General features: G+C 70.8%; 13 protein-coding genes, 1 rRNA gene, 1 pseudogene and 1 riboswitch. Of the genes and pseudogenes, 3 read left to right on the forward strand and 12 right to left on the reverse strand.

Annotated features, from left to right (window positions below; translation table 11 throughout):
• Positions 1 to 88 precede the first annotated feature (88 nt).
• Positions 89 to 192, reverse strand: a riboswitch (glycine riboswitch).
• A gap of 175 nt (positions 193 to 367) precedes the next feature.
• The 3 genes and pseudogenes from KV557_RS44480 to KV557_RS18245 all read left to right on the forward strand — a co-directional run.
• Positions 368 to 811 (forward strand): annotated as a pseudogene (locus tag KV557_RS44480) (PRC-barrel domain-containing protein); the annotation flags it as partial.
• Positions 785 to 1489, forward strand: a complete 705-nt coding sequence (locus tag KV557_RS44485; protein WP_374106642.1) for a YsnF/AvaK domain-containing protein — start codon at positions 785 to 787, stop codon at positions 1487 to 1489. The pseudogene KV557_RS44480 and the gene KV557_RS44485, both read left to right, overlap by 27 nt.
• A gap of 224 nt (positions 1490 to 1713) precedes the next feature.
• On the forward strand, positions 1714 to 3210 hold the full coding sequence (locus KV557_RS18245) for an MFS transporter (protein WP_218201482.1): 1497 nt from the start codon (positions 1714 to 1716) through the stop codon (positions 3208 to 3210).
• A 143-nt stretch (positions 3211 to 3353) separates the two neighbouring features.
• Here the strand turns inward: KV557_RS18245 and KV557_RS18250 are convergent, their stop codons facing one another.
• The 12 genes from KV557_RS18250 to rrf all read right to left on the reverse strand — a co-directional run bounded on the left by KV557_RS18250 (position 3354) and on the right by rrf (position 15219).
• A complete protein-coding gene (locus KV557_RS18250) occupies positions 3354 to 4763 on the reverse strand; it encodes a DNA polymerase IV (RefSeq protein ID WP_218201484.1) in 1410 nt (469 codons plus the stop codon).
• Positions 4764 to 4835: 72 nt separating this feature from the next.
• On the reverse strand, positions 4836 to 5513 hold the full coding sequence (locus KV557_RS18255; protein ID WP_308129958.1) for a SanA/YdcF family protein: 678 nt from the start codon (positions 5511 to 5513) through the stop codon (positions 4836 to 4838).
• A 138-nt stretch (positions 5514 to 5651) separates the two neighbouring features.
• Positions 5652 to 6305: a MerR family transcriptional regulator gene (locus KV557_RS18260; RefSeq protein WP_218201486.1), complete on the reverse strand. Its 654-nt coding sequence runs from the start codon at positions 6303 to 6305 to the stop codon at positions 5652 to 5654.
• A 224-nt stretch (positions 6306 to 6529) separates the two neighbouring features.
• A complete protein-coding gene (locus KV557_RS18265) occupies positions 6530 to 7006 on the reverse strand; it encodes a bifunctional nuclease family protein (protein WP_030303568.1) in 477 nt (158 codons plus the stop codon).
• Between the two features lie 74 nt (positions 7007 to 7080).
• A complete protein-coding gene (gene ftsR / locus KV557_RS18270; protein WP_218201539.1) occupies positions 7081 to 7776 on the reverse strand; it encodes a transcriptional regulator FtsR in 696 nt (231 codons plus the stop codon).
• A gap of 176 nt (positions 7777 to 7952) precedes the next feature.
• Positions 7953 to 8495 carry an FHA domain-containing protein gene (locus KV557_RS18275; RefSeq protein WP_374106641.1) on the reverse strand — a complete coding sequence of 181 codons (543 nt, stop codon included), beginning with the start codon at positions 8493 to 8495 and terminating at the stop codon, positions 7953 to 7955.
• Positions 8496 to 9066: 571 nt separating this feature from the next.
• On the reverse strand, positions 9067 to 10083 hold the full coding sequence (locus KV557_RS18280) for a DUF881 domain-containing protein (protein WP_218201540.1): 1017 nt from the start codon (positions 10081 to 10083) through the stop codon (positions 9067 to 9069).
• Between the two features lie 124 nt (positions 10084 to 10207).
• Positions 10208 to 10540, reverse strand: a complete 333-nt coding sequence (locus KV557_RS18285; protein ID WP_030062488.1) for a small basic family protein — start codon at positions 10538 to 10540, stop codon at positions 10208 to 10210.
• Entirely contained in the window at positions 10537 to 11592 is a 1056-nt protein-coding gene (locus KV557_RS18290) for a DUF881 domain-containing protein (protein WP_308129960.1), read from the reverse strand. Before KV557_RS18290 ends, KV557_RS18285 begins: the two co-directional genes overlap by 4 nt.
• 156 nt (positions 11593 to 11748) lie before the next feature.
• Positions 11749 to 14244 carry a mannose-1-phosphate guanyltransferase gene (locus KV557_RS18295; protein WP_218201492.1) on the reverse strand — a complete coding sequence of 832 codons (2496 nt, stop codon included), beginning with the start codon at positions 14242 to 14244 and terminating at the stop codon, positions 11749 to 11751.
• A gap of 139 nt (positions 14245 to 14383) precedes the next feature.
• Positions 14384 to 15004, reverse strand: coding sequence for a CDP-alcohol phosphatidyltransferase family protein (locus KV557_RS18300; protein WP_218201494.1), 621 nt, complete (start codon positions 15002 to 15004; stop codon positions 14384 to 14386).
• 98 nt (positions 15005 to 15102) lie between these two features.
• A 5S ribosomal RNA gene (rrf, locus tag KV557_RS18305) occupies positions 15103 to 15219 on the reverse strand.
• Between the last annotated feature and the right edge of the window lie 7 nt (positions 15220 to 15226).

Here is a 15226-nt window from a genome sequence, read left to right on the forward strand (position 1 = left end):
TGTGGGCGCCCCGCCGGCTTGCACCGTCGGTGAGGGTGGTGGCCGTCGGCTCCCTCGCCGGCGGTCCTGCCCTGCTTTCCAGAGTGACCTACCCCACACGGTACGGATGCCTGAGAGATTCCGGGGAGGAGTTGCTCCTTCGGCGCCCCGACCAGCGGTTTCCGCCGTCGAGGACTCTCCCGAGCGGGCTCGGCGGTCGCCGCCCAGGGTACCAGCGGAAGCCGGTTCGATCACGGGTGCGAAAGGTCACTCGGCCCGTTCGGGCGTGACCGCCGGATGACCCGGACGGTCCAGCCCGCAGCCCGTCCGGCCGCACCCCGCTCGCGGCCGTCCGGTTGGTGGCTTTTGGTGTGAAGTGGCGGACGGAATGGGTGCTCCGGCCGCCGTCCTGCGGGAGTTCCGCAGGCTCAGCGCACTGGAGGAAAGAGTGCAAACCGATATCGACCCCCGGGACCTCATCGGCCACAAGGCGGTCGACCGCAACGGAGACAAGATCGGCACGGTCGACGAGGTGTACCTGGACGACGCCACCGGCCGGCCCGAGTGGGCCGCCGTCCGCACCGGCATCTTCGGCCGGGACGCCTTCGTCCCGCTCACCACGAGCGAGTTCTCCGGCGACGAGCTCCGCGTGCCGTACGACAAGTCACTGGTCAAGGAGTCGCCGGACTTCGGCGTCGGCCAGCACCTGTCACCCGCCCAGGAACTCCAGCTCTACCGCTACTACGGCCTCGACACCCCGATGAACGGTCGGCCGAACGGTCGGCCGACGAACGGCAACGGCGGGATCCGCCCGCCCGACCTCGACTTCGGCACCACCCCGATGAACACCACGACCGCCGCCCCCCTCACCACTGCTCCCCTGACCACCGCTCCCGCCACGACCGACCCGGAGGCCACCATGCGGACCCCCAGCACCCCCGCGCCCACCGCCTCCCCCGCGGCGACCACCATCACCGCTCCGCCCGCCGCCTCCCCGACCGTCGAGCCGAAGCCCCGGACCGCCCCGGCACCCGCCGCCGGCCCGGCGCCCTCGGCCCCCAAGGGCCCGATCGAGATCACCTGCCGCGAGGAGCGGCTGGACATCACCACGGAGTGGCACGTCCTGGGCACCGTGAAGCTGCGCAAGTACGTGACGAGCGAGCAGGTGGAGCGCCGCGTCCCGGTGGTCCGCGAACGCGTCCGGCTGGAGCGGACGCCGCTCGGCGAGGCCGAGCGCGCCTCGCTCACCGAGAAGGACATCGCCGAGGTGGTGGAGGAGGTCACCCTGCGCGAGGAGCGCCCGGTGGTCCGCAAGTACCTCACCCAGATCGAGCGCGTGCGCCTGGTCGTCGAGCGCTACACCACGGAAGAGGTCGTCCACGACGAACTCCGCCGCGAACACGTCGAAGTCCGCGACAACACCCCCGCCCCGGACGACACCCCCGACAACACCCCGGACGACACCCCGGACGACACCCCCCACCCCGCCTCCATGAGGCCGCTCGCCTAACACACGCACCCCCGCGAGGACCCCGGCCCCCCAAAGCCGGGGTCCTCGCCATGCCCCGCCCCTCCCACCTCGCCCCCAGCCCGCCGCAGGCGCCCCAAACCCACCCGTCCACCCGCCCCGACTCTTCCCCTTTGCCAAAGCTTAACCGCTAGATATTTGACACTCTGAAGTATCTCCCTGCATGGTTATTTCAGTTCATTCACTATGTACGGGAGGAAGCAACCGTGAGTGAGGCACCCCAGCCCACCATCGCGGCCGAGAAGCAGAGCAGCGCCCGGGTCCTGCCGGCCCTCATCCTGGCGATGCTGTCGTTCAGTGTGGTGCAGACCGCGGTCGTCCCGATCCTGCCCTCGCTGGCCAAGGAGCTGAGCGTTTCCGCGTCCAGCATCACCTGGCTGATGACCGCCAACCTGCTCTCCGCCGCCGTGCTGACTCCCCTGCTGGGCCGCTTCGGCGACCTCCGGGGCCGCAAGCCGATGCTGCTGATCTCGCTGGCCGGTCTGGTCGCCGGTTCGGCACTGGCCGTCAGCACCCACTCCTTCACCTGGCTGGTCGTCGCCCGCGTCCTGCAGGGCGCCGGCGGTGGCGTGATGCCGCTGGCGATCAGCATCGTCCGCGACGAGCTGCCCAAGCAGAAGGTCACCGGCGGCGTGGCCGCCATCAGCGCCTCGATGGGCGTCGGCTCCGGCCTCGGCCTGGTCGCCACCGGTCTCCTGCTGGAGCACTGGAGCTACAAGTCGATCTTCTGGATGGGCCTGATCTTCGGCCTGATCGCGGTCGCCCTGGTCGCCTTCCGCGTCCCGTCCGACCCGGTCACCGACAAGGAGGGCGGCGCCGACCCGCTGGGCGCCATCACCCTCGCCGGCTGGCTCTCCGCGCTGCTGGTCGCGGTCAGCCAGGGCAACCACTGGGGCTGGACCTCCACCAAGACGCTCGGCCTGTTCGCCGTCGCGGCCGTGGTCGCCCTGGTCTGGGGGATCATCGAGACGAAGGTCCCGCACCCGCTGGTGGACATGAAGATGATGGCCCGCCCGGCCGTCGCGTTCACCAACCTGGCCGGCCTGATGATCGGCTTCGGCATGTACGGCTCGTTCATGGTGATCAGCAACTTCGCCCAGACCCCGGAGAAGTTCGCCCACTACGGCTTCACCGCCACCGTGCTGCACGCCGGTGTCATGCTCCTGCCGTCCGCGATCGGCTCGATGGTCGCGGCCCCGCTCGGCGCGCTGCTGATCGCCCGCCGCGGCCCCCGTCTGCCGCTGGTCCTCGGTGGTGTTCTCGGCGCCGTCGCCATGGCCTACCTCGCCCTGCGCCACAGCCACGAGGGCGACATCTACACCGCCTCCGCGATCTTCGGCCTGGGCGTCGGCCTGGCCTTCGCCGCGATGCCCGCCTACATCAACGGCGCCGTCCCGGTCGAGCAGAGCGGCATTGCCAACGGCATGAACTCCGTGCTCCGCACCGTCGGTGGCGCGATCGGCACCGCCGTAATGGCCGCCATCCTGACCGGCGACACCATGAAGCTCCCGATCAAGATCCCGGTGATGCTGCCCACCCTGGACGCGTACAAGCACGCGTTCTGGACCGCGGCCGTCGTCTGCATCGTCGCCGGCGTCGTCCCGTTCCTGATCCGCAGCATCAAGCCGACCGCGACGGTCACCGCCTCCGGTGACGCGGCCGTGCAGGACTCCGGCGCCACGCCGGTCAAGACCGGCGCCTGACGAGGCGTCCGCCCCGCGCTCAGGGACAGGGCGCGGGGCCCGGTCCTCGCTCGGTCGAGAGGGCATCACGACCGTCCGAGACCCGGCACGCGAAGCGGCCCCACCCGGTAACTCCCCTTCCGGGTGGGGCCGCTTCGCGTTTCTCAGCCCTCTCCGTCCCCTTCATCGGTATCCTCCCCACCACCCCAGTCCTCGCCCTCGCGCAGCGGCAGCGGCCGGGAGGGCTCCAGCGCCGGATCGTCCACCGCGAAGGTCCGGACCCGCCCGGGCTCGCTCCACGGCGTCTCGAACCGGACGGTGACCCGCCCGACGCCGCTCCCCTGAACCCATCCGGGCCCGTACTCCGCATGGCGGACGTCCTGCCCGGGCAGCCAGCGCCGCAGCACGGGCACGTCCGGCTCCTCCTCGGCCTCGTCGCCGTCCTCCCCCTCGTGCTCGGCGGCGGCCTCCTCCCGGACCGCCTGGGCGAACAGGTCCTCCTGCGTGTAGTCGGCGAGCTGCGAGACGCCGACGCCGAGCAGCCGCACCCCGCCGGTGATGTCCACCTGGGAGGCCAGCCGGCGCGCCGTCTCGGTGATCACCGTCTCGTCGTCCGTGGGCCCGCGCAGGGTCTCCGACCGGGTGAGTGTCGAGAAGTCGAATCGCCGGACCTTCAGCACCACTGTCCGGCCGGAGCGTCCGGCCGCCCGCAGCCGCCGTACGCACCGGGCGGCCAGCACCTCCACCTCCCGCAGGACGCGGTCCCGGTCGGCAAGGTCGACCTCGAAAGTGTCCTCCACCGACACCGACTTGGCATCCTGATCGGCCACCACGGGCCGGTCGTCCAGTCCTATCGACATCTGGTGGACCCCGGCGCCGTGCGCGCGCCCCAGCAGTTGCACGAGTTCGGCCTCCCCCGCGTCGGCGAGGTCGGCCACCGTGTTGAGCCCGGACCGCCGCAGCACCTGCTCGGTGGCCGGCCCGATCCCGGGCAGCGCCCGCACCGGCATCGGGCCGAGGACGGCCCGCTCCTCGCCGGGTTCGATCAGCACCAGCCCGTCCGGCTTCGCCTGCTCGGAGGCGATCTTCGCCATCAGCTTGGACCCGGCCGCCCCGACCGACCCGGTCAGCCCGGTGCGCCGCTGGATGTCGGCCCGCAGGTCCTCCGCGAGGGCCAGCACCAGGCGCTCCCCGGTCTCGTGGTCGGCCTCGGTCAGCGCCGGGCCGTACGGTCCGGCCTCCAGGTCGACGAAGGCCTCGTCCAGGCTGAGCGGCTGCACCAGCGGCGACAGCTCCCGCAGCAGGCCCATCACGATGTCGCTGACCTGCCGGTAGGCCTCGAACCGCCCGGCCAGGAAGGCCGCGTTCGGGCAGAGCCGGCGCGCCTGCGCCATCGGCATCGCCGAGTGCACCCCGAACTTGCGGGCCTCGTACGAGGCGGTGGAGACCACCCCGCGCCCGCCGAGCCCGCCGACGATCACCGGCTTGCCGCGCAGGCTCGGCTTGGCCGCCTGCTCCACACCCGCGAAGAAGGCGTCCATGTCGAGGTGGATGATGCTCGGCAGTGATCGCACCCGCCGATCATGCCGCACGGGTCCGACAGTCTGTCCGAACCCGGCCGCGGCCCGAAGGCCACCCCCCCTCCCCTACCGCCTGGCGGCCTCCGCCAGCGCCTTCGGGATGCTGTCCTCCTCGGGGCCGAGGAACACCGGGTCCGGCCGCAGCCAGGCGTTGATCGCCGCCTTGCCCGCCCCCGGGATCTCCCGCAGGCCTCCGTACAGCCACGTCGCGTCGTGCAGCTCCGGCACCCCCACCGCGTACGACCGGATGCCAGCCGCCTCGCACAGCGCCAGCGCCCGTCGGACGTGGAAGTCCTGGCTCACCAGCACCGCGCGGTCCACCCCGAAGACCCGCTTCGCCCGGGCGCAGGAGTCCCAGGTGGTGAAGCCCGCGTAGTCCCGGACCACCCGCCCCTCCGGCACCCCGTGCTCGGTCAGGTAGCGGAACATCGCGTCGGGCTCGCTGTACTCCACCCGCCCGTTGTCCCCGGTCACCAGGATCGCCTGGACCTTCCGCTCCCGGTACAGGTCCAGCGCCGCGACCAACCGGTGCTCCAGGTACGGCGTCGGCTTGCCCTGGTCCAGCCCTGCGCCGAAGACCACCGCCACCGGCGCCACCGGCGCGGACTCCACCGTGCCCACCCGGTCGCCCGCCGACAGCCACAGCCAGGACATCGGCGCCAACGCCACCGTGCAGCAGAGGACGGCCAGTTGGTAGATCCAGCGCTGGGTCCGCCGCTGCCGCAGCCGGACCCCCCACTGCACGGCCCGACGCCGTATCAGGCCCGATATCCCGGAGCCGAACCTCACGTGCCCTCCCTAGATCGCTTCACCAGGCACCACGACGAGGCCGCGGGCCCGGACGGTTCCCCGTCCGGGCCCGCGGCCTCGTCAGTTCGGTCCTCAGACCGCCCGGTTGCGGCGCTGCGCCAGCTCGTCCGACGGGTCGTGCCCAACCAGCGTCTCGCCGGTGTCGGTCCGCTCGGCGTGCAGCCGCCCGAGGGTGAGCTCCAGCTCCTGCCAGACCGCGCCCACCGCGATGCCGAACACGCCCTGACCGCCCTTCAGCAGGTCCACGACCTGCTGCGGCGTGGTGCACTCGTAGACCGTCGCACCGTCACACATGAGCGTCAGCCCGGTCAGGTCGGCCTGGTCGGCGGACTGCAGATGAGCGACGGCCACCCGGATGTTCTGCAGCGAGACGCCCGCGTCGAGCAGCCGCTTGACGATCTTGAGCAGCAGGATGTCGCGGAAGCTGTAGAGCCGCTGGCTGGTTGCCGGGTACGCCGATCGGACGCTGGGCTCCAGCAGTCCGGTGCGGGCCCAGTAGTCCAGCTGGCGGTACGTGATGCCGGCCGCCGCGCAGGCCGTCGGGCCGCGGTAGCCGATGAGTTCGGACGTCGGCGCCAGCCGCTCGATAGCCGGCTGGCCGGGCTGCACGGCCGGGAACCGGCCCATCCGGGGCAGGTCCGTCACGGTGCTGGCGGTGCGAGCGGTGCGCGGCATGTGCACGGCGCACAGGCCTCCCACGGCCGCGTCATCGCTGGTGCTGCTCATGCCTACCTCCGTCCACTCGTGCTGCGGGCAACCCAGACTGCGGGCGTCGAGCACCCGGGCAACCACTCCTGACGGTAGGCAGTCCCCTATGACCCGTCAACGATCGCCACGCCGAGCCGGACAAACCAGATCACCCAGGAGAGTGGTTTTTCGTGCCCCTAGTGTGGGTAGATGGACGGATTTTGGCAAAACGGCTACCCGGCCGGTACTCCGGCCCGCCCGCGCTACTGCGGACCGCTGCCCCCGAAGTCCTCGGGCGACACCTGGTCGAGGAACTCGCGGAACTTCTCGACCTCGTCCTCCTGCTCGTCGGGAATCGCGATCCCCGCCTCGGCGAGCACTTCCTCGCTCCCGTAGATCGGCGTGCCGGTGCGCAGGGCGAGCGCTATCGCGTCGGACGGCCTGGCACTCACCTCGACCCCGCCGGCGAAGACCAGCTCGGCGTAGAAGACACCCTCCCGCAGATCGGTGATGCGCACCTCGGTGAGCTGCTGGCCGAGCGCCTCCAGGACGTCCTTGAACAGGTCGTGCGTCAGCGGGCGCACCGGCGTCATGCCCTGCTGGGCGAAGGCGATCGCGGTCGCCTCGCCGGGGCCGATCCAGATCGGCAGGTACCGATCGCCCCCAACCTCCCGCAGCAGCACGATCGGCTGGTTGGAAGGCATCTCCACCCGGACACCCACGACGTCGAGCTCATTCACACAGGCAACCCTATGGCTCTGGACCCGGATATGAAAGCGCAGGGAGGACGCCGCTGGTCAGCGCGGTGGGAACGCTATGCGCGGGTCCGCAGACCGGCCTGGACCATGGCCGCATGCAGCCGGACGGACAGCGTCGCGAGCTCCCTGGCGGTGGCCTCCGCATGGGCCCTGGTCTGCGGGTTCCGGTGCCGGCGCAGCGGCGCCACCACCTGCTCGACGAGCGCGATCTCCCGGTCGGCGGCGGCCTTCATGGCCCGCAGGTGCCGCGGCTCCAGCCCGTACCGGCCGAGCTCCGCGACCAGCCGGGCCACCTGCAGCGCCTCGCCGTCGTACCCGCCGTCCGGCCCTGGCGCGACCAGCCCGTACGACTCCCACTCGGCCAGCTCGCGCTCCCCCGCCTCGGCGGCGGCCAGCAGCTCGGCCCGGCCCAGCCGGACCCCGGACGAGACCTCGGCCGAGGCGACCAGCTCCCGGTCCGCCTCCTCCAGCGGCCCGGGCCTGGCGTCGGCGGACGGCGGCAGCGCGGGCGGTGCCTCGCCGCGCTCGATCGCGTCCAGGTGCTCGCGGATCACCCGCAGTGGCAGGTAGTGGTCGCGCTGCATCCGCAGCACGTACGCCAGCCGCTCGACGTCGGCCGGACTGAACTTGCGGTACCCCGAGGGCGTGCGCTGCGGCTCGACCAGGCCCTCCGCCTCCAGGAACCGGATCTTGGAGATGGTGACCTCGGGGAAGTCGTCGCGCAGGAAGGCCAGCACCGCGCCGATGCTCAGCAGTTCGTCGCCGCCGCGCCGCCGCCCGCCCGGGCGCTCCGGCCGGACCGGCTGCCTGGGGCCCGCGACCACCCCGCGCCCGTTCCGGTCCGACTGCGGACCGGAGGACGCGGGGATGGCCGCCCCGAGAGGTGAAGGAATATTCGTACTCACTCGGGCTCCTGCCGACGTTGGGTTCAGTACCCCCGGTTGTGGCCGGCGAAGAAGACCAGCCGGTACTTCCCGATCTGCACCTCGTCGCCGTTGTTCAGCGGCACCTCGTCGATCCGCTCCCGGTTGACGTAGGTTCCGTTGAGGCTGCCCACGTCCGCGACGCTGAAGCCGGCCGGCGTACGGCGGAACTCCACGTGCCGCCGGGAGACCGTCACGTCGTCCAGGAAGATGTCGCCCTGCGGGTGGCGGCCCGCGGTGGTGACGTCCGCGTCCAGCAGGAACCGGCTGCCCGAGTTCGGACCGCGCTGCACGATCAGCAGGGCCGAGCCCGGCGGCAGTGCGTCGATCGCCGACAGCACCTCGGCCGACAGCGCCGGCGTGGCGCCGGTGCCGGTCGTGGTGTTCGGGTCGTACGACTCCAGACCGGAGATGGAGATGGTCGACGTGGTCTCCGCCGCCCCCTCGGGCAGCGCGCCACCGCGCAGCGCCGTACCGCAGTTGGAGCAGAAGCGGGCCGCGGCCGGGTTCTGGTTACCGCACCTGGGGCACGGAGTGGGGCCAGCCATGTTCACAGCCTCCTGGCGCGGCACACCCGATGGGTTGTGCCCGGCGTACGGGTCCGGGGCAAACCCTCCACCAGAGGTTGAGGGTCCTGACGGGAAACCTATGCGCGGGTCGCCGGAAGGGTCAACCGACGCGCCGTAGCCCGCCGGATTCCCCGCGTACTGGGCGCCGCCGTCCCGGAACAGCTGGCGTTCGGCATACTCCGCCCCCTCGGGAGCGGGGCGCATGCCCGGCACGGCGGGCTCGTCGTCGGACCGGCGATGGCGCGCGGTCGGCGCCTCGACGGCCGCGTCACGGCCCTTGTTACGACCGAACAACTTCGAGAAGAAACTCACGGGCGAATCCCCTTGCGTGTGACAGACCCGCCCGCGGGGCAGGGTGAGAACCTCGGACAGGCTGCGGGCCCGGTCACGGATCGGGCCGGCGGGAGTGGTACTCCGACGGGTGGTGCGGCGTTAGGTAGGGCGGACAGTGCTCCGATGCGTGCTGGTATGAACCAGTCTCGCCCACGCCACGACGGCGCCCCGCACCGGGTGCCGCCCGCACGTGACGGGCCGTTCGCCAGGCGCCCCGTCACTTCGGAGCCGGCTTGGCGTACTGCGGCGTCTTCAGATCGACGAGGGCGTCGACGACGACCTTCGGCGGGGAGGTGATCGTCGCCCGCGCCTGATGGCTCTCCAGGGTGCGGACCACACCTCCCGGGATGTTCAGCGCGGGCGTCAGGTCCTGCGGATTCCCCACGACGGTGAAGCGGTACGGCTGCGAGACCTTCTTGCCGTCGATCTGCACACCGCCGCCCGCCGCGTCCGTGAAGTAGGTGTTGACCACCACGCGCACATCGTTGATCTGAATCGCCTCCGCCCCCGCCGCTCGGAGTTCCTGCAGGGTGTCCAGCAGCATATCTGCCTTCACCTGCCCTTGGGGATCATCGACCGTGAGTACGATGCCCGGACCTGTGGCTTTGACGGTACCGGCGAGCACGCCGAGCTCCGTCGCCTTCTTCTTGGTCTGCTCCTGGGCCTCCTTGGCCTGGTTGGAGCTGTTCTCCAACTTGGCCAGGGACTGTTCCAGCTCCGCCTTCTCCTGTTGGAGACGCTGCTGACGGCTGTCCAGTTCGTCGAGGATCCGAACCAAATCCTCCTGGCGGGCCCCGCGCAGCTGGCTGTGGTGGTCGTTGGTCGAGCGCACCTGGATCGCCAGGGCCAAACCGAGCGAGAACAGCAGCAGCGCCACCACCAGCTGCCCGCGCGACAGCCGTGGCGGCCAGAGCGCGGCCTTCAGACGCCGCCGCCCGGCGTTCCGGCCCACGGCGGCTGGCTCGGGTTCCGACTCGGGTTCCGACTCGGATTCCGACTCGGGCTCAGGCTCCTGCTCGATCTCCTCCGCAGGCGCGGGCTCCTGCTCCGGCTCCGCCTCGGGCTCCGGCGCAGGCTCCTCGGCGGGCACCACCTCAAGCTCAGCCTTAGCGTCAGACTTCGCCTGCTGCTCCTCGTCCTCCGCCGGCCCGTCGACGCTCTCCTCGGCCTTCTCGCCGGTCTCCGCCTTCGGGGCCTCCGCGGCATTCTCGCCCGCCTCCGCCTCCTCGGGCATCCGGGCCTTCGCGACCGCTGCAGACTCCGGCTTCGTCTCCTCGGCCGCCTTCTCCGCGCCGTCCTCGCGCACGTTCTCTCCAGCCCGTCCGTCCGCCTTCTCCGCCGCCGTCCCGCGGCTCGACTCAGGCACGGAAGACATGGCGCCGGATCGCTGCCGCGTTGGAGAAGATGCGGATGCCGAGGACGACGACCACACCGGTGGACAGCTGCGAGCCGACGCCCAGCTGGTCACCGAGGAAGACGATCAGCGCCGCGACCACCACGTTCGACAGGAACGACACGATGAACACCTTGTCGTTGAAGATCCCGTCCAGCATCGCCCGGACACCGCCGAACACGGCGTCCAGCGCCGCCACCACCGCGATCGGCAGGTACGGCACGACGGCGTCCGGCACCTCGGGCTGGACGAAGAGCCCGACGACCACCCCGATCACGAGACCCAGTACGGCAATCACGGTCTAGCTGCTCCTGTCGCTGTCGTGGTCTTGGCAGATCGGCCCGGCCCCCGCGGTGCGGGGCTCGGACTGCCGCCGGTAGCGGACGGTGAAACGGACGCGCTCGGGCTCTCGGAGGTTCCGCCCGACGGGGTCGCCGAGGGCGTGGCCGACGGGGTCGCCGTCGGCGAGGGCTCGGGCGTCACCGGCTGCGCGGTCCGCAGCGTCACCCCCACCGCCGCCGGCAGCGTCAGCTTCTTCTGCGCGGAGAGCGTCGACTTGATGCCGTACTTCTCCTGGAGCAGCCGCAGATACTCCCCGGCCATGTCCTTCTCGAAGGCGGTGAGGAGCTTCGGCCCATCCCCAATCGCCTGGATGGTGTACGGCGGGACGAGCGGCCGGTTGTCCACCAGCACCGCCTCACCCGCGGCCCGGATTGCCGACAGCGCGGTCAGCCGCTGCCCGTTGATCGAGACGGCCTCCGCGCCGTTCCCCCAGAGTCCGTTCACCACCAGCTGGAGGTCCCGGTCCCGCAGCCGGCCGCTGTTGGAGAAGCCCTGCCCGGCCCGCGGGTCGACGTTCCCCCCGCCGCCGGTCCCCGCGGCGTCCTCCAGGACGAGCTTGAGGCCCGGCCCGGTGACCTCCCCCAGGCCCACTGCGCCGGTCAGCCCGTCCGACCCGTCGTCGCCCGAGGCGAGCGCCTGCCGCTGCGTGTTGTCGACCTTCTCCCGCAGGTCCTGGACCTGCTGCTGGAGGTGGTCGGCCGAGCCGTTGCTGTCGTTGATCCGGTGGATCAGCGCGTCCCGCTCCTGGGCGAGCGTCGGCTCCGCCTTGTGCGCGTTCACCGCGCCGACCGTCACCACGGCCCCCACCAGGGCCAGCCCGGCGCCCAGCGTGAGCAGGCCCTGGAGCGTCCCGGGTATCCGGCTGTCGCGACTATCGCCCCGCGCCGCGGCCGCCTCGGCGTAGCCCTCGTCCAGGCTGTGGTCCATCACGTTGGTCAGCAAGGACATCGAGGCGTCCGGACGGTTGTACCGTCCGTTCCTGGCACTCGGCGTCGGCGTCGCTGGCATGCGGACCATCGTCCCATGTCACCGAACGGCCCCGTGCACGCCCCCTGAGCTGCACACACGACAGAACGCAGCAGATCCTGCCGAACAGCGTGAAAACGGACAGCGGGGGCGTGCGAACCATGCCGCACGCCCCCGCTGCCGTCGCTACCGCGCCACCTACCTCCCGGCGCCGTCGACCACCGCCGCCCAGTCGTCCAGCAACGCCTCGGTCGCCTCGTCGTCCGGGCCCTCCGCCCACAGGTGGGTGATCGCCTCGGCCGGGTCCGGCAGGACCAGCGTCCAGCGCCCGTCCGCCTCGACGACCCGCACGCCGTCCGTGGTGTCCAGCCTCCGGCTGCCGGCCGCCTCGACCACCGAGCGCATCACCATGCCCTTGGCCGCCCACGGCGTCGCGATGTCCCGCCGCCGGATGTGCGCCTGCGGGATGCGCGCGTCGATCTGGCTCAGGGTGAGCTGCGTCCGCGCCACCAGGCCGACCAGCCGGACGAAGGCCGCGGCCCCGTCCAGCACCCCGCTGAACTCGGGCACGACGAACCCGCCGCGCCCGTCCCCGCCGAACACCGTGCCCTCGGCCGAAGCCGCCTTCGCGAGGTCGTCCGGCGTCGTCGTGGTCCAGATGACCTGGGTACCGTGGTACGCGGCCACCTGCTCGGCGATCCGGGTCGTGGTCACCGGCAGCGCCACCTGCCCGCTGCGCCGCTCGGCCGCGACCAGGTCCAGCAGCACCAGCAGCGCCCGGTCGTCGTCGATCACCCGGCCCAGTTCGTCGACGAACGCGACCCGCTCGCCGACCGGGTCGAAACGGACGCCGAAGGCCGCCCGGGACGACGCCACCAGCTCGCCGAGCCTGGCCAGCCCGGCCCGCCGCTCCTCCGCGTCCTCCGTCGGCCGCGCCTCGTCCAGCCCGCTGGAGACGGTCAGCGCCTCCACCCCGAGCCGCCCGAGGATGCTCGGCAGGACGAGCCCCGCGCTCCCGTGCGCGGTGTCCACGACCACCTTCAGCCCGGCCTCGCGGACCCCGGTGGTGTCGACGGTCCGCAGCAGGTTGCCCGCGTAGGAGTCGAAGACGCTGGACGGGAAGGTCAGGTCCCCGATCTCGCCGGGGAAGGCCCGCCGGTACTCCTGGCGCGCGTACACGCGGTCCAGCTTGCGCTGCCCGGCCTGCGAGAGGTCGGCCCCGCGCTCGTCGAAGAAGAGGATGTCCAGCGAGTCCGGCACCCCTGGCGTGGTGCGCAGGAAGATCCCGCCCGCACTCCCCCGCGCCGTGTGCTGCCGGGCCACCGGCATGGGCACGTTCTCCAGGTCGCGGACGTCGATCGCGGACGTCTGGAGCGCCGAGATCATCGCCCGTTTGAGCGCACGCGCACCACGCGAGTGATCACGCGCAATAGTGACGGTCGCCCCCTTCTTCAGCGTCGTCGCGTACGCGCCGGCCAGCCGGACGGCCAGCTCCGGGGTGATCTCGACGTTCAGGATGCCGGACACCCCGCGGACGCCGAACAGGTGCTCCTGGCCGCGGGACTCCCAGATCACCGAGGTGTTGACGACCGCGCCGGCCTCGATGGTCTTGAACGGGTAGACCCGGACGTTGGCCGCGATGATCGACTCCTCGCCGATCAGGCACTCGTCCCCGATCACTGCGCCGTCCTCGATCCGCGCGGCCCGCATCACGTCGGTGTTCTTGCCCACCACACAGCCGCGCAGGTTGCTCTGCGGGCCGATGTAGACGTTGTCGTGGACCACCGCCTTGTGCAGGAAGGCCCCACGCTTGACCACTACGTTGCTGCCGAGCACGGTGTGCTCACGGATCTCGACGCCGGCCTCGACCTTGGCGTAGTCCCCGATGTACAGCGGCCCGCGCAACACCGACTCCGGGTCCACCTCGGCGCCCTCGGCCACCCACACGCCCGGCGAGATCTCGAACCCGTCGATCTCGACGTCGACCTTGCCCTCCAGGACGTCCGCCTGGGCCTTGCCGTAGCTCTCGTGGGTGCCCACGTCCTCCCAGTAGCCCTCGGCGACGTAGCCGTAGACCCGCTTGCCCTCCTTCAACAACTGCGGGAACACGTCGCTCGACCAGTCGACGGACTCTCCCGCGGCGACGTAGTCGAAGACCTCGGGCTCCATCACGTAGATACCGGTGTTCACCGTGTCCGAGAAGACCTGCCCCCAGGTCGGCTTCTCCAGGAAGCGCTCGACCCGCCCGTCGTCATCGGTGATCGTGATCCCGAACTCCAGCGGATTCGGCACCCTGGTGAGGCAGACGGTGACCAGTGCGTTCTTACTGCGGTGAAACTCGATCAATTCCGAGAGATTGAAGTCGGTCAGCGCGTCACCGGAGATCACCAGAAAGGAATCGTCCCTCAACGCGTCCTCGGCGTTCTTGACACTCCCCGCAGTGCCGAGTGGCGTCTCCTCGTGGGCATAGGTGAGATGCATGCCCAGGTCCTCGCCGTCACCGAAGTAGTTCTTGACCAGTGACGCCAGGAACTGGACGGTAACGACGGTGTCGGAGAGGCCGTGCCGCTTCAGCAGCCGTAGCACGTGCTCCATGATCGGCCTATTGGCCACCGGAAGCAGTGGCTTCGGCATGCTGGAGGTCATCGGGCGGAGTCGGGTGCCTTCGCCCCCTGCCATTACAACGGCTTTCATTACGGGTGCGTCCTCCTTCGCGGTGGTGGACCTGCAGGTCCATCAAACCGTTCCAGGGGGATCTCTACCCGGAAGGTATCGTCCGACTCACCGAGGCACCGTGGGACTTCTCTCAGATCACGTCTCGGAGTGTGGACGTTCAGACAGTGGACGCGGACCCCGTCGAGCTCGCCCGGACGATCTGCCGCGCCTGAACCGCGTAAAGAATAGCGGCCCACCAGTACAGCGTGGTCCCCCACCAGATGAAGGCCCAGCTCACCACCTCGGCCGGCCGCGAGATCCAGCTGTGCCCGCTGCCGAGCAGGAGAAGCGGAAACGCGTACATCAGATTGAAGGTCGCGGCCTTGCCCAGAAAACTCACCTGCAACGGCCCATAACCGTGCCGGTTCAGAATGGGCAGCAGCGCGGCGATAAACACCTCACGGGCCAACAGAATCGCGGTGACCCACAGGGGCAGAATCTCACGCCACGTCAACCCGACCAGCGTGGACAGCACATAGAGGCGGTCGGCCAGCGGATCGAGCAGCTGCCCCACCCGGCTGATCTGCCCCCAGCGCCGGGCGAGCTTTCCGTCCAGGTAGTCGCTGACCCCGCTCAACGCCAGAATCAGCAGCGCCCAACCGTCGTTGTTGGGCCCGTCGAACACCGGCCAGAGAATCAGCCAGAGAAACAGCGGAACGCCCACCAGCCGGCCCATGCTCAGCAGGTTGGGGATGGTGAGGACGCGATCGGTCTGGACCCGCGTCTCCTGGACCTCCACCCGGGGGCCTCCTGTCCCGTGTGACGACAATGCACATTGACCTTACAACAGAAAAGCCCCCGCACGGTTCACCCGGCGGGGGCTTCTCTCGAAGAATTGTTCGGCGGCGTCCTACTCTCCCACAGGGTCCCCCCTGCAGTACCATCGGCGCTGTGAGGCTTAGCTTCCGGGTTCGGAATGTAACCGGGCGTTTCCCTCACGCTATGACCACCGAAACACTAT

Origin of the sequence: Kitasatospora aureofaciens (genome assembly GCF_019192735.1) — a bacterium.
In the GTDB taxonomy this organism is placed as follows: Bacteria; Actinomycetota; Actinomycetes; order Streptomycetales; family Streptomycetaceae; genus Kitasatospora; species Kitasatospora aureofaciens_A.

Coding starts and splice junctions, on each gene's coding strand:
- KV557_RS18275 (WP_374106641.1), bottom strand. CDS start 8,495: ATGGCTGGCCCCACTCCGTGCCCCAGGTGCGGTAACCAGAACCCGGCC.
- KV557_RS18290 (WP_308129960.1), bottom strand. CDS start 11,592: ATGCCAGCGACGCCGACGCCGAGTGCCAGGAACGGACGGTACAACCGT.
- KV557_RS18280 (WP_218201540.1), bottom strand. CDS start 10,083: ATGCCCGAGGAGGCGGAGGCGGGCGAGAATGCCGCGGAGGCCCCGAAG.
- KV557_RS18295 (WP_218201492.1), bottom strand. CDS start 14,244: ATGAAAGCCGTTGTAATGGCAGGGGGCGAAGGCACCCGACTCCGCCCG.
- KV557_RS18260 (WP_218201486.1), bottom strand. CDS start 6,305: ATGAGCAGCACCAGCGATGACGCGGCCGTGGGAGGCCTGTGCGCCGTG.